This is a genomic window from Halobacillus sp. AWH4_228 (assembly GCF_056158365.1).
On the sequence record NZ_JBSWTE010000001.1, the window covers coordinates 498,917 to 519,090 of the forward strand.

The 20,174-nt window shown below is 45.8% G+C and carries 20 protein-coding genes; 14 read left to right on the forward strand and 6 right to left on the reverse strand.

Features of this window, described 5'->3' with window-relative positions; genetic code table 11:
• Positions 1 to 29: 29 nt before the first annotated feature.
• The 13 genes from ACXADP_RS02550 to ACXADP_RS02610 all read left to right on the forward strand — a co-directional run bounded on the left by ACXADP_RS02550 (position 30) and on the right by ACXADP_RS02610 (position 13,772).
• A complete protein-coding gene (locus ACXADP_RS02550; RefSeq protein WP_474970751.1) occupies positions 30 to 827 on the forward strand; it encodes an RDD family protein in 798 nt (265 codons plus the stop codon).
• Between the two features lie 160 nt (positions 828 to 987).
• Complete coding sequence (locus ACXADP_RS02555) at positions 988 to 1,146, forward strand: hypothetical protein (RefSeq protein ID WP_156896539.1); 159 nt, start codon at positions 988 to 990, stop codon at positions 1,144 to 1,146.
• A 172-nt stretch (positions 1,147 to 1,318) separates the two neighbouring features.
• A complete protein-coding gene (locus ACXADP_RS02560) occupies positions 1,319 to 2,506 on the forward strand; it encodes a carboxylate--amine ligase (protein ID WP_474969969.1) in 1,188 nt (395 codons plus the stop codon).
• Positions 2,507 to 2,624: 118 nt separating this feature from the next.
• On the forward strand, positions 2,625 to 4,172 hold the full coding sequence (locus ACXADP_RS02565) for a Mur ligase family protein (RefSeq protein WP_474969968.1): 1,548 nt from the start codon (positions 2,625 to 2,627) through the stop codon (positions 4,170 to 4,172).
• A gap of 45 nt (positions 4,173 to 4,217) precedes the next feature.
• A complete protein-coding gene (gene cuyB, locus ACXADP_RS02570; RefSeq protein WP_474969967.1) occupies positions 4,218 to 4,928 on the forward strand; it encodes a cysteate racemase in 711 nt (236 codons plus the stop codon).
• Between the two features lie 56 nt (positions 4,929 to 4,984).
• Positions 4,985 to 5,272, forward strand: a complete 288-nt coding sequence (locus tag ACXADP_RS02575) for a hypothetical protein (RefSeq protein ID WP_474970752.1) — start codon at positions 4,985 to 4,987, stop codon at positions 5,270 to 5,272.
• Between the two features lie 381 nt (positions 5,273 to 5,653).
• Positions 5,654 to 6,547: a permease-like cell division protein FtsX gene (ftsX, locus tag ACXADP_RS02580; RefSeq protein ID WP_474969965.1), complete on the forward strand. Its 894-nt coding sequence runs from the start codon at positions 5,654 to 5,656 to the stop codon at positions 6,545 to 6,547.
• 49 nt (positions 6,548 to 6,596) lie between these two features.
• Positions 6,597 to 8,000, forward strand: a complete 1,404-nt coding sequence (locus ACXADP_RS02585) for a murein hydrolase activator EnvC family protein (RefSeq protein ID WP_474969964.1) — start codon at positions 6,597 to 6,599, stop codon at positions 7,998 to 8,000.
• A gap of 474 nt (positions 8,001 to 8,474) precedes the next feature.
• A complete protein-coding gene (locus ACXADP_RS02590; protein ID WP_474970753.1) occupies positions 8,475 to 9,440 on the forward strand; it encodes a S8 family peptidase in 966 nt (321 codons plus the stop codon).
• A gap of 372 nt (positions 9,441 to 9,812) precedes the next feature.
• Positions 9,813 to 11,003, forward strand: a complete 1,191-nt coding sequence (locus ACXADP_RS02595) for an Alp7A family actin-like protein (protein ID WP_474969961.1) — start codon at positions 9,813 to 9,815, stop codon at positions 11,001 to 11,003.
• Between the two features lie 11 nt (positions 11,004 to 11,014).
• The gene (locus ACXADP_RS02600; protein ID WP_474969960.1) at positions 11,015 to 11,614 is read left to right on the forward strand and encodes a hypothetical protein; all 600 of its coding nucleotides are present in this window, start codon (positions 11,015 to 11,017) and stop codon (positions 11,612 to 11,614) included.
• 92 nt (positions 11,615 to 11,706) lie between these two features.
• On the forward strand, positions 11,707 to 12,396 hold the full coding sequence (locus ACXADP_RS02605; protein ID WP_474969959.1) for an ABC transporter ATP-binding protein: 690 nt from the start codon (positions 11,707 to 11,709) through the stop codon (positions 12,394 to 12,396).
• Positions 12,393 to 13,772: a hypothetical protein gene (locus ACXADP_RS02610; protein ID WP_474970754.1), complete on the forward strand. Its 1,380-nt coding sequence runs from the start codon at positions 12,393 to 12,395 to the stop codon at positions 13,770 to 13,772. Before ACXADP_RS02605 ends, ACXADP_RS02610 begins: the two co-directional genes overlap by 4 nt.
• A gap of 6 nt (positions 13,773 to 13,778) precedes the next feature.
• On the opposite strand, the gene ACXADP_RS02615 is transcribed toward ACXADP_RS02610, so the two are convergent.
• Both ACXADP_RS02615 and ACXADP_RS02620 read right to left on the reverse strand, forming a co-directional pair.
• Complete coding sequence (locus tag ACXADP_RS02615) at positions 13,779 to 14,036, reverse strand: DNA alkylation repair protein (RefSeq protein ID WP_474969957.1); 258 nt, start codon at positions 14,034 to 14,036, stop codon at positions 13,779 to 13,781.
• Between the two features lie 41 nt (positions 14,037 to 14,077).
• Positions 14,078 to 14,683: a biotin transporter BioY gene (locus ACXADP_RS02620; protein ID WP_474970755.1), complete on the reverse strand. Its 606-nt coding sequence runs from the start codon at positions 14,681 to 14,683 to the stop codon at positions 14,078 to 14,080.
• 254 nt (positions 14,684 to 14,937) lie between these two features.
• Between ACXADP_RS02620 and ACXADP_RS02625 the strand changes: the two genes are divergently transcribed.
• Positions 14,938 to 16,848 carry an LTA synthase family protein gene (locus ACXADP_RS02625; protein WP_474970756.1) on the forward strand — a complete coding sequence of 637 codons (1,911 nt, stop codon included), beginning with the start codon at positions 14,938 to 14,940 and terminating at the stop codon, positions 16,846 to 16,848.
• A gap of 423 nt (positions 16,849 to 17,271) precedes the next feature.
• Here the strand turns inward: ACXADP_RS02625 and ACXADP_RS02630 are convergent, their stop codons facing one another.
• From ACXADP_RS02630 to ACXADP_RS02645, 4 genes are all read right to left on the reverse strand, one after another.
• Entirely contained in the window at positions 17,272 to 18,048 is a 777-nt protein-coding gene (locus ACXADP_RS02630; protein ID WP_474969954.1) for a sulfite exporter TauE/SafE family protein, read from the reverse strand.
• A 71-nt stretch (positions 18,049 to 18,119) separates the two neighbouring features.
• Positions 18,120 to 18,350 (reverse strand): sulfurtransferase TusA family protein, encoded by a 231-nt coding sequence (locus ACXADP_RS02635; RefSeq protein WP_027956743.1) that lies wholly within the window; start codon positions 18,348 to 18,350, stop codon positions 18,120 to 18,122.
• 65 nt (positions 18,351 to 18,415) lie between these two features.
• Positions 18,416 to 19,546 carry an MBL fold metallo-hydrolase gene (locus ACXADP_RS02640; RefSeq protein WP_474970757.1) on the reverse strand — a complete coding sequence of 377 codons (1,131 nt, stop codon included), beginning with the start codon at positions 19,544 to 19,546 and terminating at the stop codon, positions 18,416 to 18,418.
• 36 nt (positions 19,547 to 19,582) lie between these two features.
• Positions 19,583 to 20,152, reverse strand: coding sequence for a sulfurtransferase TusA family protein (locus ACXADP_RS02645; protein ID WP_474970758.1), 570 nt, complete (start codon positions 20,150 to 20,152; stop codon positions 19,583 to 19,585).
• Positions 20,153 to 20,174: the final 22 nt, after the last annotated feature.

A 20,174-nucleotide genomic window follows, 5' to 3' on the forward strand; every position in this document is an offset into this window, starting at 1 on the left:
TAATGGAAACCCGGGAGAGGAGATGGCGTATGCAGGAAAATGTACAAGTGAAAACACCGGAGCATGTGACTCTTAATTTCAGACTGGCTGGACTGGGCAGCCGGGGAGCGGCACAGATTACAGATACGTTGATTACTACGCTGATGAATGCCGGTCTGCTGACAGTCATCCTGCTGATGGATAACTACATGGGTGTTTACTTCTGGCAGGCAGAGAGCGTGATCGTTGCTGTCATCATTGTGATCGTTTTTATTATTAACTGGGGGTACTTCTTTTTATTTGAATGGCTTGCAAACGGAAGGACGCCGGGCAAGATGCTTCTGGGACTGCGAGTGGTCAGGGAGAATGGCGGACGTCCGACCGCTCTTTCTGTTCTCATTCGAAATCTGCTCCGGATTATTGATATGCTTCCTTTCTATTACCTGCTTGGTATGCTGATGGTCTTTTTCCATCCGTCCCACAAACGTCTTGGTGATGTGGTAGCTGGAACGATTGTCATCCATGAGAAGAAGAAAAAGGCAGAGAAGAGTTCGGATAAAAAGCTGAACAAGCTTCTCAGGGAAAGGAACATTACGGCGCAGACGGTGCACATAGGAGATTGGGAACGCCAGCGGTTTTCAAAAGAAGATTGGAAACTGCTTCGGACGTATGTTCACCGCTACCCTGGTTTGAATGCCGTGGAACAGGAAGAGTTAACGGAAGATGTTGCAGCAATTCTTTTACCGAAACTGCAGCTGGAAGACCTTGCAGACCATCTGGACAGAGAGGACCGCCTTTTTGCCTCCTACCTGATTTTAAAAGAAGACTGGGAGTTTGAATGGTCCTGATTCCAGGCCGCCTTTCCTTTACATGGAAGGCGGCTTTTTTGAAGAATCCATAGAATATTGGAGAAAATAGAAATAAACATTTACAACAGCCGTATATTTGGTATTATATATAAGGATTTGTAGTGATTTGAGGAAATTTAACGAATAAAGGGGAAAAACAATGGTTACATCATTTGCGATGTTGTCACTGACCGTCCTGCTTCTGTTCTTAGTGATGTATGCAGCTGATACGTGGGTGCGCCGTTTTCGCAAAAGCGGACAGGAAACAGCCGCTGCTCCGTCCAATCCATTGGATGTTCAGCCGCCATCTGCCAAATAGATAGAAAGATTGAAGGCGTCCCGTGTCCGGGCCGCCTTTTCTATGCCGGGAACCGGTTTGCGTTTTGTTCCCCCGTGGATTGTGGTAAAATATATATGTTTACATATCGGAAGATTCACGCCTTAGATTACGGGTCGTGTATAGTTAATAAAAAGGTAAAAGGGGATATCTCATGACGAATAAAGCGGTCGTTTTAGGTGCGAATTATTATATTGGACTGAGTACAATCCGGTGTCTGGGTATTCATGGTGTCCATGTTGCTGCTGTGGATTACGCGTGGGAAGGGGCTTACGGGCTGGAATCTAAATATTGTTCGGAAGCGCTGATCGGACCTCACTATAAAGAAGATCCGGCTGGACTTGCTGCTTTCCTCGTGGATTATGCTAAGAAACAGGACAGTCCTCCTGTTCTCATTCCGACAGCCGATCCGTACGTGGAGTTCGTCGATGAACATCTGCCGGAATTACGGGAACATTTCCTTATTCCTCAAAAGGAACAGGGGTTATATACTAAGATAATGGACAAAGGAACGCTTCATACCCTGGCTTCTGAACATGGGGTGGCGGTTCCTGAGACCGTCAATGTCGATGAAGAGAATTTCGTAGAGCGTGTGGAAAAGGACATTCAGTATCCGTGCCTTGTCAAACCGGTGGATTCACCGGCATTTGTGGCCAAGTTCCGAAGAAAGCTCTTCACGGTACACAATCAGGAGGAACTGCTGGAGAAAGTCAACGAGGCGAAAGCGGCAGATATCGAAGTGATTGTACAGCGCATCATTCCTGGTTTTGACGATCATATGTACACATTTGATGCTTATCTGGATCAGGATTCGAAAGTGACCCACTGGGTGACCTGCCAGAAGCTTCGGCAGTTTCCTGTGAATTATGGGGCCTCTGTCTACACTCAGCAGAAATACGTTCCGGAATTGTACGAGCTTGGAACGAAATTCCTCGAAGGGATCCAGTACAAAGGATTTGCCGAAATCGAGTTCAAAAAAGATGCCGAAACAGGGCAGTATTATTTGATTGAAATCAATGTGAGGATTACAAACTTAAACCACCTGCTGCAGAAGACAGGAATCAATATTCCTTATATCACCTACCGGGAGCTTACAGGCCGTCCACTTGAGCCGAAAGCTGTACGTGAGGATAAAAACATCGTATTTTGGTATGCCTATGAGGATCTTCTTGCCGTAAGGGAATATATCAAGACGGGTCAGCTTTCCCCGAAAAGTGTGATGAAATCCTATTTCAGACCGAAAGCCCATGCAATCTGGGACCCGAAAGACCCGAAACCGGCCTTTGCTTTCGGGAAGAAGCTGGCACGCCTCGTCGCTGGACGTGTGACGAAAAAAGCGTAGAAAAACAGGAAATATATGCCGGGGGACAGCAGGAAACGTTCTGCGGTGTACGAAACATATATGCGGATGATCATCGAAATGGAAATCAGTCAAAAATGAGCAGGGAAGGTAGATAACAATGGCTATGCTTAATCAGTTATTATCATCGATTGAAGTGTTGGAAGCCTGGAATGATAAAGACATATATGTCCAGGGACTTGCCTACAATTCTAAAAACGTAAACGAAGGGGACGTCTTCGTCTGCATTAAAGGCTTTAAGACGGATGGGCACCGCTACGTGAAAGATGCGGTCCAGAGTGGTGCAGCAGCAATAGTTGTAGAAGATTACCAGGACGGATGGGGCGATCTTCCTCAATACCGCGTCGCGGACAGCCGTCAGGCTCTGGCTGCGTTAAGCGATGCCTACTACAACCACCCTTCCCAGGCTATGAAAACCATCGGGATTACAGCCACGAATGGAAAGACATCCACTTCCTTTATGACTGATGCCATTTTGGAAGAGCACGGCTTGAAAACAGGATTGATCGGGACCGTAGTCGTGAAATACGGCGACTATTCCGAACCGACCAAGCTGACGACACCTGAATCGCTGGATCTGCACAGATATTTTGCAGAAATGAGAAACCAGGATGTTTCCCACGTAACGATGGAGGTTTCATCCTCCGCCCTTGATTTAAGCCGGGTGGGCAGTGTCGATTTTGATATCGTCTCATTGAACAATATCAGCAGAGAGCATATTGATCTTCACGGATCTTTTGAGGAATACTTTAACAGTAAAGCCAGCTTGATCCGGAACGCTTCTGAAGGGAGCTGGGCAGTCCTGAACCTGGATGATTCCTATTCGGCATCCTTAGTTGAAGAAACGAAAGCCAATGTCCTTACATTCAGTGTGGAAACCGCCGATGGGGATCTCGTCTGTAAGAATCTTGATCTTTCAACGGGACGAGCTAAGTTCACAGTGGAAATCCGCCGCCCGTTCTCTGTCGGGAATACCGGGTACGCTCCACAGGAATTCGATATTGAATTGTCCACGCCGGGCTATCATTCCGTTTACAATTCCATGGTGGCCATTGCAGCTGCACTTCTGAATGAGGTACCGATTCCAACGATCCAGTCCGGGATTAAAGGCTTTGGCGGGGTGGAGCGCCGCTTTGAAATGGTTTTTGAAGATGACTTCAAAATGCTGGATGATCACTTCGCCAACTATGGAAATATCAACGTTACACTGAGTACGCTGCAGCAGATGGACTACTCAGACTTGAAACTTGTTTATGCTATCCGTGGAAGCCGCGGGGTCACAGTGAACAAAGAGAACGCGAATGCCATTGTTGAATGGGCTCCGCGTCTTGGCTTGACGGAAATCATTGCTACAGTGAGCCATTCTCATGTGACTGAGAAGGATGTTGTGACGGACGAAGAGGTCCGTGTGTTCCAAGAAGCAATGGATGCAGCCGGCATCAAAGTCCATCTTTATAAAGAGCTTGATGACGCTGTGAACCACGCTATATCTGAAGTGAAGGAAAACGATGTGCTGCTGCTTGCAGGATGTCAGGGCATGGATCCCGGCGCAAAGATTGCTTTAGAACAGTTAAGTACAAAAAGACCAGACATCGACGAAGATCAGCTGTTCAAACCGTTGAAAAACCGGGTGGCCGGTGTTCTGTGAATGGCTTCTCAGCCACGTATCGGGTCTTTTGTAAGGAGGCAGACGATGAACGACAAAATTATCGGCATACTCGGGGGGATGGGACCTGAGGCTACGGCTGAATATTATATGAAGATTATCCGCGCGACACAGGCCGAAAAGGATCAGGATCATTACCGTGTGATTATTGACAGCAATGCTAAAATCCCGGACCGTACTGCGGCCATATCCGGGCGCGGGGAAAATCCTGTCCCGCAAATGATCGATGCCGCTAAAAATCTGGAAAAAGTAAATGTGGATGTGGCTTGTATTCCGTGTATGACAGCCCATTATTTTATCGAAGATGTTCAAAAAGCCGTATCCTTCCCACTTATGAATGCTTTTGAAGAGTTGAAAAAATACATCGAGGATCATTATCCCGCGGTTCGTAAAATCGGGGTGCTGGCAACGTCCGGCACACTGCAGACCGGATTGTTCAAAAAGCACCTTGGGCACCTTGATGTTATTGAACCGCGCCCGGTGACACAGAACGAGAAAGTGATGGAATCCATCTATGGAAGCAATGGCATTAAAAGCGGCAACACGGATGCAGAACCGCTCTCCCTTTTAAAAGCTGCTGCTGAGGAACTGCTCGATCAGGGCGCAGAAGTGATCATCTCCGGCTGCACAGAAATCGGTCTGGTTCTAAAACCCTACCATCTTCCTGTGCCGCTGCTTGATCCCATGGAAGTCGTAGCCCATGCCGTAGTAAAAGAATCTGTATTCCAGAAGTCATGAACCTTCCCGTTTCGTCTTATATATAACTAAGACGATTCACTCGAGGGGGAAAGGCATTGGCAAAAAAAGCGTTTGAGCGATTCTTGTTCGAGTCATTTCAAGAAGGTATCTTCTTCAGGGAACTCCGCTTGTCTGAAAAAGAGGTGACACGTCTCAAGAAACTCTACCCTTCGGCTGAGATTAAACAGACGAGCCCGGTGGATGCCGTGCTCCGAAAATCATGGTACGAAGTAAACCTGGATCCGGACGCCCGGACGAGGAAGTCGTACGATTCCGTTGTACTGGAAAACCTCCGGCTCAAGAGGGAAATTGAAAAATTAAAGAATCATCACCTGAAAAAATAAGCTGTCTTTCTACAAGGACAGCTTATTTTTTTATGCTTATTCAGGGTCTATGGACCTGATTATATTTACCTGTAAAGACTCGTGAATATGACGGATGATGTCGAAAAGAAACCCTGATATTACAGGGTTCTGTAAACTTATGAAACACAAATGTAATAATAATTTGTCTTTATTTAGCGAATATATTTGATATAATTAGTAGGGTAATTGAACGAGACGACTGAGACTACATAATTTTTTACAACATAGATCAACAAATATGAAAGATTGGTAGGAAGTGATAGAAATTGTTTGAAACACATCACCGTATAACCGAAGACGCAGGCAGGATGAGGGACTTTCAAACCGTTATAAATCAGAAGTGCCGGGGTGACAGGAATTATGAAATTTAAAACGTTCGGCCGGCACGGAAAAGAAGGCGTCAAAAACATAACGAGAAACAAGTGGATGTCGGTAGCCTCCATTTCAGCGGTAACCGTAACCCTTCTGCTTGTAGGAGTTTTCGCGACACTTCTCCTGAACTTGAATGATATGGGAGAACAAATCGAGGAAGACGTCGAAGTCCGTGTTTTCATCGACCGTACCGCAGATGAGGAAAGCCGTGAGAACCTGCAGGGTCAATTGGAAGACGTATCGGGTGTATCCAGTGTGAATTTCCAGTCGAAGGATGAAGGCCTGGATAACCTGATCAACAGCATGGGAGATGAAGGGGAAGCCTTTGAATCTCTCAAAGATGAAAATCCATTGAATGACGTTTACGTAGTAAAAACGGCAGATCCACAGGATACGATTCAGGTAGCTGAATCGATTGAAAGCTTTGAAAACGTGGACAAAGTCGAGTATGCCAAAGAGACCGTAGAACGTTTGTTCAGCGTTATGGATGTAGCCAGAAACGTCGGACTGGCGATTATCGCAGGACTTTTGTTTACAGCGATGTTTTTGATTGCGAATACAATCAGGATCACTATCGTAGCCAGGGGACGTGAAATCGAGATTATGAAAATGGTAGGAGCGACCAATTGGTTCATACGCTGGCCTTTCTTATTCGAAGGTATCCTAATCGGAATTCTCGGGTCGATTTTACCTATCGCCTTTGTGATCTTTGGTTATGAGGCTCTCTACAATGAGATTACGGCCAGATATCCTACTTTATTTATAGACTTACTGCCGGTTTATCCGTTTGTTTTTGAAGTATCTGCCCTGCTTGTCCTGATGGGGGTCACCATTGGACTTTGGGGAAGCTTTACGTCCATCCGTAAGTATTTGAAGGTTTAAAAAATAGATGAATCATACACACAGGTGAGGAATCGGGGGAGGAAGAAGAGTGAAATCAAAAATCATAACTGCCGCTCTTACTGCCGGTCTGATTCTATCCGGTTTACCTGTTTCAACAACGGTGAATGCTGAAACAAATCAGGAGAAACTGGAAGAGAATAGACAACAGCAGTCTGAAAATGAGCAGGAAATTCAAGAAAAAGAAGATACAATCGCTGAGCTTCAGGAAGATCAGGATGAAGTAGATGCTGAGATTGCACGTCTGGACGAGCAGACGATGGATACACTGGATAAGATCCAGACGAAGGAAAATGAAATCGCACAGACAAGAGAGAACATCGATCAGCTGAAAGAAGAAATTGCGGAGCTTGAAAAGCGGATTGAAGAGCGTGATGAACTTCTTAAAGAACGGGTGAAATCCATGCATCAAAATGGTGGAAGCGTGGATTACCTTGATGTTCTCATGGGCGCTGAAAGCTTCGGAAACTTCCTGGAGCGTGTCATGAGCCTGAATACGATTGCTACACAGGATAAGGAAATTCTGGAAGAGCATCTTGCTGATAAGCAGGCTGTGGAAGAAAAAAAAGCCCAGGTGGAAGAGGAATTATCTTCCCTTGAAAGTAAATTGTCCGAGCTTGAAACATTAAAGCAGGAGCTTGAAAGTAAGAAAGAAGAAAAGGAAGCCTTGATGTCCACACTTGAGCAGGAAGAAGCAGATGCTCATAACCACATGGTCAGCGTGGAAGAAGAACAGGAAACGCTTGCTGCACAGGAAGCCGCTATTGAAAAGGAAATCGAGCGTCAGCGCCAGCTCGAACTTGAACGGAAGCGTAAAGCTGAAGAAGAAGCCAGAAAGAAGGCTGCAGCTGAAAAAGCCGCAGCTGAAGAAGCCGCTGCAGAAAAAGCGGCTGAGGAAGAAAAAGCAGAGGAGACTGTAAGCAGTGCCTCTTCCAATTCTTCATCTTCGGATAAATCCAGCTCATCTGATTCAAGTGAGTCTGAAAGCACGTCCAGTTCGTCATCCAGCAGCAACAGCTCAGGATTCATCTGGCCTGCTAACGCACCGGCCGTATCTGAATATGACCGTAACCGAATCCACCCGATTTACGGAACGCCTCGTCTTCACTCAGGGATTGATTTAGCTGCCGGAGGCACGATTCCGATTCATGCATCCGCATCAGGTACAGTTATCCGGGCAAACTATTCATCCAGTTACGGAAACGTGGTTATGATTTCCCACTATATGAACGGTCAGACGTTCACAACTGTTTATGCACACTTGAGAAGTACACCGGCTGTATCTGCCGGTCAAACGGTCTCTCAAGGCCAATTCCTAGGTAATATGGGGAGTACCGGTGATTCTACAGGACAGCACCTTCACTTCGAAATTCACGAAGGTTCCTGGAATGGAAGCCGTTCAAACTCTGTAAACCCTAGAAAGTATCTCCCATAAGTGAGAGGAGCTGTATCGATATGAATCGGTGCAGCTCTTTTTTATACTTTTCAAACCGGTGATGACCCTGTCATTGCTGCCTGCTTCTTATACTGCTTGATGCCTCGGTGGCCTGATGTATGTAATGGAACTGGTAAGCGTGCCTGACGGCTTAAATCTCTGCCACATAAGGGGCAGGTCCAATGTTCGTTCTGACAGCTGTAGGATGCCCTGTGGCAATGATGACATATTTTCCTGTACATAAGGCAAGGTCACTCCTTGAATAGTTGTTCTTTATAAAGAACTTTCTTTCATTATACTCCATTGCGCGTTGGATTCAATATAAAATACATATGTTCTTTATATCATTTGTGATTCTAAGGTCCTTATTTCAAAAACCTGTCCGAGGTGGGTATATCTGGATGTTATAATGAAAGGAAGAATGACTCCAAGATTGTACACCAACACCCTTTACCATAATGGAGGAGGATGTCCATGAGTCGGATGAAATTGATTCCGTACCGTACAGAAGCGATTATAGAAACAACAAACGAGCGGCCGAAAGGTATACAGATGGTGGAAGCTGAAAGCCTCTGGGAAGAATCGGATCAAGGAAATGGAAGCGTTACAGCGATCATTGATACAGGTTGTCAGCTTGATCATCCTGATCTTGAAGAAAACATCCTGGGTGGACATAACTTTACGGATGATTATGGAGGGGATCCTGATAATTACTCAGATAACAATGGCCATGGGACACATGTAGCAGGGACCATTGCTGCCGTAGAGAATGGGGAAGGTGTCATAGGAACGGCACCCAAGTCAAAACTTCTCATCTTAAAGGTCTTATCAGAGGATGGGGGAGGGGAGTATGAATGGATTATTGATGCCATTCATTACGCCGTTAACTGGAGAGGACCCAATCAGGAACGGGTGAGAGTCATATCCATGTCACTTGGAGGTCCTCAAGATACAAAAGCCTTGAGAGAAGCTGTTAAAAACGCTGTCAGCCATAATGTATCCGTCGTTTGTGCTGCTGGTAACGAGGGAGATGGCAGGGAAGACACGATGGAGTACGGTTACCCTGGAGCATATAATGAAGTCATTCAAGTAGGAGCCGTAGATGAACGGCGGGAACTGGCTGATTTTACGAATACGAACACCCAGCTTGATCTTGTGGCTCCCGGAGTGGATGTCCTTTCCACCTATTTAGAAGGAAAATACGCGAGGCTCTCTGGTACATCAATGGCCACGCCTCACGTCTCCGGGGGACTCGCTCTCCTTATTCCATTAGTTGAGAAGCAATTCAATCGATCGATGACAGAATCAGAAATATTCTCCCAGCTTATCAAACGTACGACTCCTCTTGGATATTCAAAAACAGCAGAGGGCAATGGGTTGATGACTTTGGCTTTAACGAAGAAGTTGGAGGATTTGTTCAGTACTTATATGAAGCAGTAAAAAGAAGACGATGCAGATAGCATCGTCTTCTTTTTATGGATCTCAGTCCATGTAATAGAAACAGTGATGAAAACTCAGTCCGTGATTTTGTGTAGAAAAATGTAAAAAACGTAAAAATGATCTTATGTATACAAAAATGTTTGCAAGTGTACAAAAAGAAAACGTTTCGTTTGCGTTTATGATTGCATGCGTGCAAAAGCGTGTACATGCCGTCATAAAAGGAAGTGTGCAATTATGTGTGCAAGTACACAGTATTGTTTACTTGTGTGCATAAATGAACACGAAAAAAGGAGGATTGACTATTCTCTGATAGTTTAATAGATTCTAACTAAGGAGAGGTTATTTAAATAACTTATAAAAGGAGAACTGTTTATGACACATTCAAGAATTGCAGCCATTGATGTTGGTAATGATGCTTTGAAAGCAAACTTCGGGAAACTGGAATCTTCCCTTTATATTCCTAACGTAGTAGCGAGAGATTTGGAGGACCGCCCGGTTATCGGGATTGAGGATCTGGATGATAAAAATCCACTCGATAATCTACATATTCGGGTGCATTCCCCTGCCCTCAGGGAAAATAATGCGATTTACCGCGTAGGTAATCTGGCGACAAAAACAACAAACTCCACCGAGCTTGATCCAGGAAGCTATAAATCGGAAGAAGATCAGACCCTGATTATGCTGTTTGCGTCCCTTGCCCTTGATGCGGTTTCTGGAAAAGGATCTCAGCAAGCTAAAAATAATGTAGTAGAAGCCAACTATACGCTCGGTACGGGTCTTCCCCTGCGTGAAGTCAAAGAAGGGAAGGACGTAGGATACCGTTCCCAGCTCCTCGGATCTGTCCACCAGATTGAATTTTTAGTAACCCCTAAATATCAGGGGATGAAAGTCAACCTTAAGTTTGACGAAGTGAAAGTTTATCCGGAAGGCTTCGCCGCCTATGTCAACCTTGTTATGGATAATGATTTGAACATTATCAACAAGGAGCTTGTGGACAAGCAGATTCTTATTCAGGATATTGGTGGATTATCCACAGATATCGCGGTCATCCGCAACCGTAATGTGGATGATGACAAGGCACAGGGATTCAACCTCGGTGTTTCTGAATCGCTGGAAATGATTCGTGATGAAATTTTGACGAAGCATGGAGTGGAACTCGACAGCCGCCGGGACGTAGTCGATATTATTACGAGGAAGAACGACCGTCACCACATTATGGTTCGCGGGAGCCGTACAAGTGTCCATGACATAACCGATCGTATTCTCCTTGAACTGGCTAAGAAACAATACCGATACCTGCGCAACGTGTGGCAGAAAAATTCCCAGACGGAAATCTGCTATTTTGTTGGTGGAGGCTCTGCCGTTCTTAAGGAATACATCAAGATGTTGAACAATAAACTGGACGGATTTAATATTGAATTCTTCGAGGATGAGGAAGAAAGCATCTGGATGATGGCAAACGCTTATTACAAGCTGATTTCCGACTTTATCCGTAAAACGAACAAAAAACCAGCCGAACCGGCGAATAAAAAAGTGGAACAACAGACCGGATCTTCCAAGTAAGGTGATCATTCATGAGTTCATCTAGAAAAAGTGTCGAACGGGGGCAGTCCATTACATTTCGTGTCCCCTCGGACACTCCGGATCATTTATTGAAACAATTGTCGCACTTGAAAGAGACAGAACGGCGCAATTTTTCCAGCCGTATTGCTCAGTTCGTTATGGACGGAGTGAATGAATCTCTTTCCAAGGATAAAGAAACGATTACAGTCCCCCTTCCGAAAGCCTTGTCGAAAGAGCAGAGAAACTGGATGAAGCATGAACATTCCGAAGCATTGATCGGCAGTATCCTCCATCAACTCATTATGGATCCCGTCCGTGCTACAACACTACTGGCTTCCCTGAACAGCCGCGCCTATGATATAGACGACGCCCTGTATCTTCAGGAAGAAACCGCTGCATCCGATGAGCCTCAAGTTCCTGTTATTCCTGATGAAGAGGAAGAAGGAGAAGAGCTGAAGGAGCCGGTGTTGGATACAACCGGAGACGATGATTTGGATGGACTGGACCTTGGCCATTTCCAGGACGACCTCCGTGATGCGGAGTCGTCGGGGGAAGCCGAGGAAGAGGATGATGACCTGCTCGGAGATTTTCTTTCAAGGATGAATCAATAATCGTAAGCCCGCTCTTAACACAGGAGAGGGCTTATTTTTTTGAAACTTTTTACTGGAAAATTACGTAAACCATTATACGAGGAGGGATATACTTGGTACTTCGTGTAGAGAATTGTTCAGTGGAAATCGCCGGAAATCCGATCTTACAACACGTAAGTCTCCAGGCCGGACGCGGAGAAATCCTTGCTCTGGTCGGTCATAATGGAGCAGGCAAATCGACGTTGATGAAAACGATGATTGGTATGAGAGGGAAGCTGACAGGGACGATTATGATTCAGCAGGAAAGTATGGATGACCATTTGAAGAACTATAAGCGTTTATTCAGTTATATCCCGGAAGAGCCGCTGCTGTTCAGTGAACTAACGACCCGGCAGCATTTTGATCTATACAGGCGGAGCTACTCCATCGATGAAGATATTTTTGCAGCCAGAGTTGAAGGGTATTTGGCCGCCTTTGAAATGACGGACAAAAAGGATGACTATCCAGAAGCGTTATCCAAAGGAATGAGGCAGAAGGTTCAGACGATTTGTGCCCTCCTGCCGGATGTTCCTGTTTTGTTTATTGACGAACCTTTTATGGGTCTGGATGTATACGCTGGTCAATATTTAGAAGAAGAGTTGATTCGCAGAAAAGAACAGGGCATGACGATTATTCTGACCACTCACCAGCTGGACAAAGTGAAAGCTCTGGCAGATACATACGTTATGTTGAAACATGGTTCTGTGTCTTCCTCCGGCCCTGTCGAATCTTTTGAGAAGCTGGAAAGAAGGGGGCATAAATGAACAGGCCGGAGAGCAGGCAGGTTTTTCGGCTGCTGCAGCGTAGTCGTCGGCAGAAAAAGATGCATTTGTACCGAAAATCGTTTAAGACGTTGTATGATCCTGTGGTATTTCTTTATGCCGGGGTCATGGCCGTTATATTGCTCTTTATCAGCCTTGATTGGTTGAAAGAATTCACCCCGTTTTTTCAAACATTGGAAAAACGTGCCTTGATGTATCTCCCTTTTCTTCCCCTTGCTGTGTGGGTGAGAGCTTGTATGGCAGCTTTCAAGGATTCCTCGCTGCCTTTTACTTCATCAGAACTTCACCTCAGCCTTCTTCCTCATTCCAGACGGGACATTCTTTTATATTTATACAAGGAGAAGGCAGGGAAAACCCTCCTTCTGGCAGCCGTTTTGCTATTGGCAGCCGGTTCTATCACCCCACTATCGTCAGCCTTTACACTTTTATTTCTTATGGTATATGGAGTCAGTCATCTGTTTGAGGTGTGGATTCAATGGAGATTATACAGCACACCGTGGTATATCAAACTGGTGCTTGCCGCTGCAGGGGGAATGGTTATAACGGCCGGCTATACAGCAGGATCCTTCCTTGGTCTGGTTATCGGGACACTGGTATGGGCTGCCGCAGCTTCCAGTGCCTGCTTTTATTATTATGAACCTTCCTGGGGCAGGATCGCAGAACGGAACGACGCAAAGGTTTGGAACCTGTGGCTGGTCAATCAAGTGACGAATGTCGCTGTGAAACCACCCAGACGGTTTACGTCTGCGGTCCAGAGAAGGAGAAACAGTAGGTTTTATCCTAAGCGGTTGTATGATCGGATCTGGCTGTCCCATGGAAAAGAATCCTACAACTATCTGCTGTCTGCTCTAACAGCGGGCGTCCTTATTATCATCGTTGTCCCACTCCAGGTGGACTGGATGAGATTTTTCACGGTGCCGCTGGCTGCTTTTATCTTTGTTGAAGTGTCGACCAGTATCTTTCACAATTTTTTTAAACAGCCGACGGTATTTCGATTTATCCCAGTTGAGGATGAACTGCTCGCCCTTACGTATGTGAAATGGATGACCCCCCTGCTTGTTATTTATGGATGTGCGGTGATGGTTATTCAGGAGATGCTCAGTTTCTCTTTGGTTTCTTCGTGTATCCAGGCATTGGCCATTGCTTGTTGGACGGGGTATGACTTGAAAGGGAGCGTGTTGGAGGAGATGAGGAAAGTGAATGAAGAATCCTTTTATCCAGCTTCGTGGTATCGATTGGCGGGATATGTATTCACAGCCGCCGTTATGGTGTATCCATCTTCAGCTCTCCTTCTTATAGTCTTCTTTCTCACCCGGGGAGGGTTCCGTTTGAATATACGACGAAAAAGAACCCTCTGATTCTATTCAGGGGGTTCCATTCATACGGTGGTGTCCAGCAAAGGCTATGAAAGAGGCTTCATCTTCAATCAGACCGCAGGCCCCGCACTGGACCTTAATGGCTGGTCCTTGATAAGCGAGATGAAAGGCATCCATGGTTTCTGCAGTGTAAGAAGGATTTTTTTCTCCAGTCTGCGGGTCCATCTTGACCGGCATTGCCTGCTGTTCAATGACGTTAAAGCGAGAACGGTTTGTTCTGCATCCTGGACATAAATAAGGATTCAAATCGATCACCTCCAGGAATAGGGTTCCCGAAAGGCCGGCATTTATGAGCCGGCCTTATTTCCCGGGGAATAGAACGAGGAGGCTTCCTTTGGTACGGATTGCTGAATGAACTGTCCGGCCACGAGTCTATTTCTGACCGTAATGCCCAGCCAGGAGGCAAGAAACGCCTTGATCAATCCGACCGCGATAAAAGGATAGGCACCGGTGGCAAAGGCTGCGGTCCAGCTGATATCAAGAACGAATTTTAACTGCAGGGTTCCACATAGAAGAGTGATGACCATCCCGGCCGTATTCGCCGCCAACGCCCATCCTAAGTTGAATGACGTTTTTTCGAGGATATATCCAGTTATAAATGCACTGAGTATGAATCCGAAAATGTATCCTCCCGTCGGTCCGGCAAGAACCTGGGGTCCTCCGCTGAACCCTGCAAATACAGGCATCCCTACCGCACCCAAAGCCATGTATCCAACCATAGCTGCTGCGCCCTGGCGGCTCCCGAGAATCGTGGCGGTTAAGCCGACAGCAAGTGTCTGGCCGCTGATCGGTACAACGGGAAGAGGGATTTCAACTTGGGCCATAATGGCCGTTAATGCGGCGAAAATCGCACTATTCAACAAAAATCGAAGCTTTCTGCTTTCGTCTGACATGAAGCAGCCTCCTTTTGTAAACTTATTTGATAATAGGTTAACATAAAAAGAGGAGAGAGATGACAAACGATGAAAAATTCATGTATAGATAGTAACTTTTAAGTGTCATAGGCCAAGAGGTTCATTTTTCCATGACAAACCTGTAATAAAACAAGGATAAATGTGTCAGAGTTTTAAAACTATCGCCATAATGGTACAAAAATGAAATAAGATGAGTTAAAATAGGGTAATGTAAAATTAACGGAGGTTTTACAATGTTTACAGGAAATAAATATATAAATAAAAAAACAGGACTGAAACTACTAGTCTATGCATTTGTGATCGGTCTATTCTGGTTGAAAATGTATTATATTCAAACAAACATTTTCACATTGGGTGTCGAGAATGCGAATGAGGCGAATATTCTGGCCTTCAACCCGCTCAGCAGTATATTCCTATTGTTCGGAGTTGGAATTCTGCTTGGACGCCGGCGAGGGATGTTTGCTGCCTACATTCTAGGATCCATCCTGCTTTATGTGAATGTGTTGTTTTATCGTGAATACAATGATTTCATCACTATTCCGATGTTAAATCAAGTAGCCAACCTGGCTGACCTCGGGGGAAGTATTACGACGATTATGAGTCCTGCTGACTTATGGTTGTTCGTTGATGTGATTGCTGCAGGCTTTCTGTTGTTTTATCTCAAACCTTCCCGCTTCCAGACGTTCACACCGAAGCGGCCGGAGGGAATCGTTCTGGCCATCGTTGCTATTCCCCTGTTCATTGTAAACCTTCAATGGGCGGAGACAGAACGTACGGACCTGCTTGAACGAACATTTGACCGCAACATGCTTGTCAAATACATTGGTGTATTGAACTATCATGTGTATGATATTGTTCTTCAAGGGAAGACCGAAATGAAGAAAACGCTGGCGGACAGCAATGAGCTCGTCCCGGTCATTAACTATTTGAACGAAAACAAGAAAGAAGACAGCGACAGACTGGAAGGTGCCGCTGAAGGCAAGAACGTGATTGCCATTTCATTGGAAAGTACACAGACCTTTGTAGTGGATAATACGCTGCACGGCGAGGAGCTGACTCCTTACTTCAACGACCTGAAAGAAGAGGGGATCTACTTTGATAACTTCTATCACCAGGTTAAACAAGGACGGACGTCTGATTCCGAATTTCTACTGGCGAACTCCCTTTATCCTCTGAACCGTGGCGCCGTATTCTTTACGCACTCCGGTAACGAATATAAAGCGATGCCGAGCGTACTTGGTGAAAATGGCTACTTTACAAATTCCATGCACGCCAACGATAAGACATTCTGGAACAGAAACGTGATGTATGATTCGCTGGGGTATGATGAATTCTTCTCCAAGGAAGATTATGAGGTAACGACAGAAAAGTCCCACGGGTGGGGGTACCTTGATGAATACTTTTTTGAAGATTCCTTGAACAAAATGCAGGAGATGGATCAGCCGTTCTATTCTAAAATGATTACGCTGACCAACCACTACCCGTTCACACTTCCTGAAGAGTTGAAACTCATTGAAGAAGGAGAAACGAGCAGCGGCACATTGAACCGTTATTTCCAAACCATCCGCTATCAGGATGAAGCGTTGAAAAAATTCGTCGAGGACTTCAAGAACTCAGAGCTGTATGACAATACAATCCTCGTCATTTATGGAGATCACTTCGGCATTTCCGAGAATCACCAGGAAGCGATGGGTGAGTATTTAGGAAAAGAAATAAATGAGTATGAACAGTTCCAGCTTCAACGTGTTCCTTTCCTTATCTACGGAAAAGACATCGAATCTGAGGAGAATCATACGGTTGGTGGACAAGTTGACCTGCGTCCAACCCTCATGAATCTTTTAGGTATTGAAGATGAGAACCCTGTCCAATTCGGTCATGATCTGCTGGATGAAGACCGCCGTCAATTGATGATCACACGAGACGGAAACTTTGCCAACGAAGAATACGTTGGTATTCAAGGCACATGCTATGATCGTGAAACAGGAGAAGAAGTCGAAGATGGAGCTGCCTGTGAAGATGGCTTCACGGCAGCACAGGAAGAATTGGAGATGTCCGACTCCATCGTATACGGCGACCTGCTCCGCTATCTGGACGAAACGGAATTGGTCACAGAAGATGAACAACCCCGATCAAACGAAGAATAAACCAAACCCCTCTGTTGTCAGGCAGAGGGGTTTTTATGTCCAGAGTGCATAAGAAGGTTTTCAAATATAGAAAGGTTCACGGTAACGGACCAGAAGCGACGGCCCTCCATCCCGGAAATTCTCCGGGGGTAGAGGGGCGGGTAAAGACAACAACGAAAAAAGGACCTGGGAAGGTCCTTTTTTAAAAGCTCTGTTAAAGTCTGTTGTTGATATTTTAAACGAGTACTAAATCGTTTCCGTCTGGAATTAGGGGTCCGGTCTGCTATTTACTCAGAGCATGGGATGGCAGGGAAAACCGTCCGCTTTCCGCTGGGAACGATGAGTCTCCTCGAACTCCAAGGCCGCCTCCTACAAATCCCATGACAGAAAGGGGTGATAGGAGCTCACATGTTAAATAACAACACCAAGCAATAACAGAGCTTTTTAAAAGATGTCCATCCAGATCTTAACCGTCGATGCCAGGATCAGTACAGCAAGGACTGTCTGGAGAATCTTTGTATTCACTTTCTTACCAGCGGATGCTCCGAGAGGGGCCGCAATCAGACTGGCCACAATCATAATAGCAGCAGGCGCGTATTCCACCTGGCCGGTCGTAATTTTTCCAATCGTTGCGCCAATGGAAGAAATGAACGTAATCGCCAGAGATGAAGCAATCGTCATTCTTGTTGGGATCTTTAATACGACAAGCATAATGGGTACAAGCAGGAAAGCTCCGGCAGCACCGACGATCCCGGCTCCAATCCCGACAATCAGGGCAAGCCCGGCGGCCAGCGGACGGTTGAACGTCACTTCATCCATCTCCTGGTCATCCAGTCCATTTTTCGGAATGAACATCATAACGGTAGCAATCAGGGCGAGGATACCGTAAACAAGGTTGATACCTGCTTCCGGCATGAAACGCGACCCGTACCCTCCGATAAAGCTCCCGATCAGAATGCTGATTCCCATATAAATAATCAGCGGCTTATTTAAGTAACCGCCTTTCCGATAGGCCCACACACCGCCGATGGTGGCAAAGAAAACCTGGACTGCACTGATCCCGGAAACTTCATGAGAGGTGAAGGCTGTAAAACCGACAAGAGGTGGAATATAAAGCAGCATCGGGTATTTTATAATCGACCCGCCAATTCCGAGCATGCCTGATACATAGGAACCGACAAAACCGATAAGGAAAATCGTAAGAATAAATCCAAATTCCATGAAGATGACCTCCTTAAAAAAGGGAACCTCTACCGGTTCCCTCTGCATTTTTTATACGTGAATCTGTGTGCTTACTCGCCTTTTTGAATCCAGAATTTGAATAAGCCGTCTTCTTCTTCATGTTTCAGCAGTTCATGACCGCCGGACTTTGCCCATGCTGTCAAATCGCTTTTCGCACCTTTATCCGTGGCGTGAATTTCAAGAACTTCACCGGCTTCAACGTCTTTCATCGCTTTTTTTGTTTTTACAATCGGCATTGGGCATGCCAGACCTTTTGCATCAAGTACTTTCGCTGCGTTCATATTGTTTCCTCCTCAATTTTGATTGATGCATGCGTCCGTAGTGGACGGACGCATGTCAGAATGGTTTATCTTACAGCACAGCGGTTTGGACCAATCTCCATTTCCCGCTGCTCTTCGTGGTCAGGGCTGATTCTGCCCATATTCGTTTCACGGATCTGTTGATAGGCGTTTGGCTGTGGCGGCAGGTTTTCTGTAACCATACGGCGGAATTCACCTTCATCGGATATATTCAAGCCGTGGTTCCGGGAAAACAGAGTTCCAAGTTTCTCTGCTACCGTGCCGTCTTCGTTCAATTCGTTCATCATCATAAAGTGGGCGGGGAGGACGACGAGTTCATTAGAGAGTTCCTTATAGCGTGTATAAAGGGTTTCGCGCAGGTCCCCTACCCAGTCCTCTGCTTTTCCAGCCAGGTCAGGACGGCCGATGGAATCGATGAATAGAATATCTCCCGTCATCAGAAACGTATCGTCCACGACAAAAGAAGTGGATCCGATTGTGTGTCCTGGTGAGTACAACGCATGAATATCAATGTTCGAATGACCGATCTGGACGTGATCGGCATCCCTTAGAGGCTGATAGTTGAAGACAACTTCACCGGCATCTTCCGGTGGCAGCCAGTAAACAGCTCCTGTTTCCTCTGCAAGCTTACGACCGCCTGAAATGTGGTCTGCATGAAGATGGGTATCAAAGACATTCGTAATCGTTACTCCGAGTTTCTCAGCAAAATCCGTGTAGGCTTCGGTCATTCTTACTGCATCAATGATGGCTGCTTCGCCTCCGGATGTGACCATATAGGAAAGACATCCTTTTCCGAGACGGACGAACTGATACAGTTCACCGCCGTCCTTCAGATCACTGACTTTCCTTGGCTCGAGATGCTCACTCCAGGCTTTCATACCGCCTTCCACTGAATAAACATCTGTCATTCCTTCTTCAACAAGCATCTCTGCAACCATTTGTGAAGAACCACCTTTGGCACAAACGACAGCAATCGGTTGATCTTTTGGCAGCTGTCCTATAATTTCATCGACACCGTCCAGCAAATCAAAATAGGGAACGTTTAAATAAGAAAAATGCTCACTTTCGATTTTCCAGTCCTGATGGGCATCTTCTGTGCGGACATCCAAAAGGAACAGCTCTTCGTTATTCAGGACTTTATGAGCAATGTCTTGGATCGACATATTTTTCATTGTCATATACTTACCCCCTGCGGTATATTTTTATCAAAAAAATTATTGATTCAGTGATTTCGTTTCACCGTTCCAGCCGCTCATCCCGGGAACTACGTTATAAACAGCAGGAAACCCTTTAGCGGCAAGCTTTTGTGCGGCCAGGTCGCTTCGGCTGCCTGTGCGGCACACGACATAGACCGTTTTACTTTGATCGAGTTCATTGCCACGATCGTCGATTTCACCCAAAGGAATAGAAATGGCCTCAGGGATGTGATGGAAGGCATATTCTGCTGTTTCGCGAACATCAACAATGATGGATACAGGATTTGAGCGAACAGCATCCAGTTCTTCGTTGTTCACGACATCCGGGTGCTTTTTCTCTGCTGTTTCTTCATCATTTGATTTGCGTACATAGTGTTTGAGGATTCCGTCTTCTTCAATGGTACCCAGGTACTGGTGACCGGCACTCTTCGTCCATGCCTGCAGATCTGCCGTTGATCCTTTATCAGTGGCCTGGACTTCAAGTACCTGTCCGGATTCCATGTTTTTCATCGATTTTTTCGTCTTCACGATCGGCATCGGGCAGGCTAATCCTTTAGCGTCCAGTGTTACATCTGTTTTCAATTCCATTGCAATTCCTCCTCTACCCATA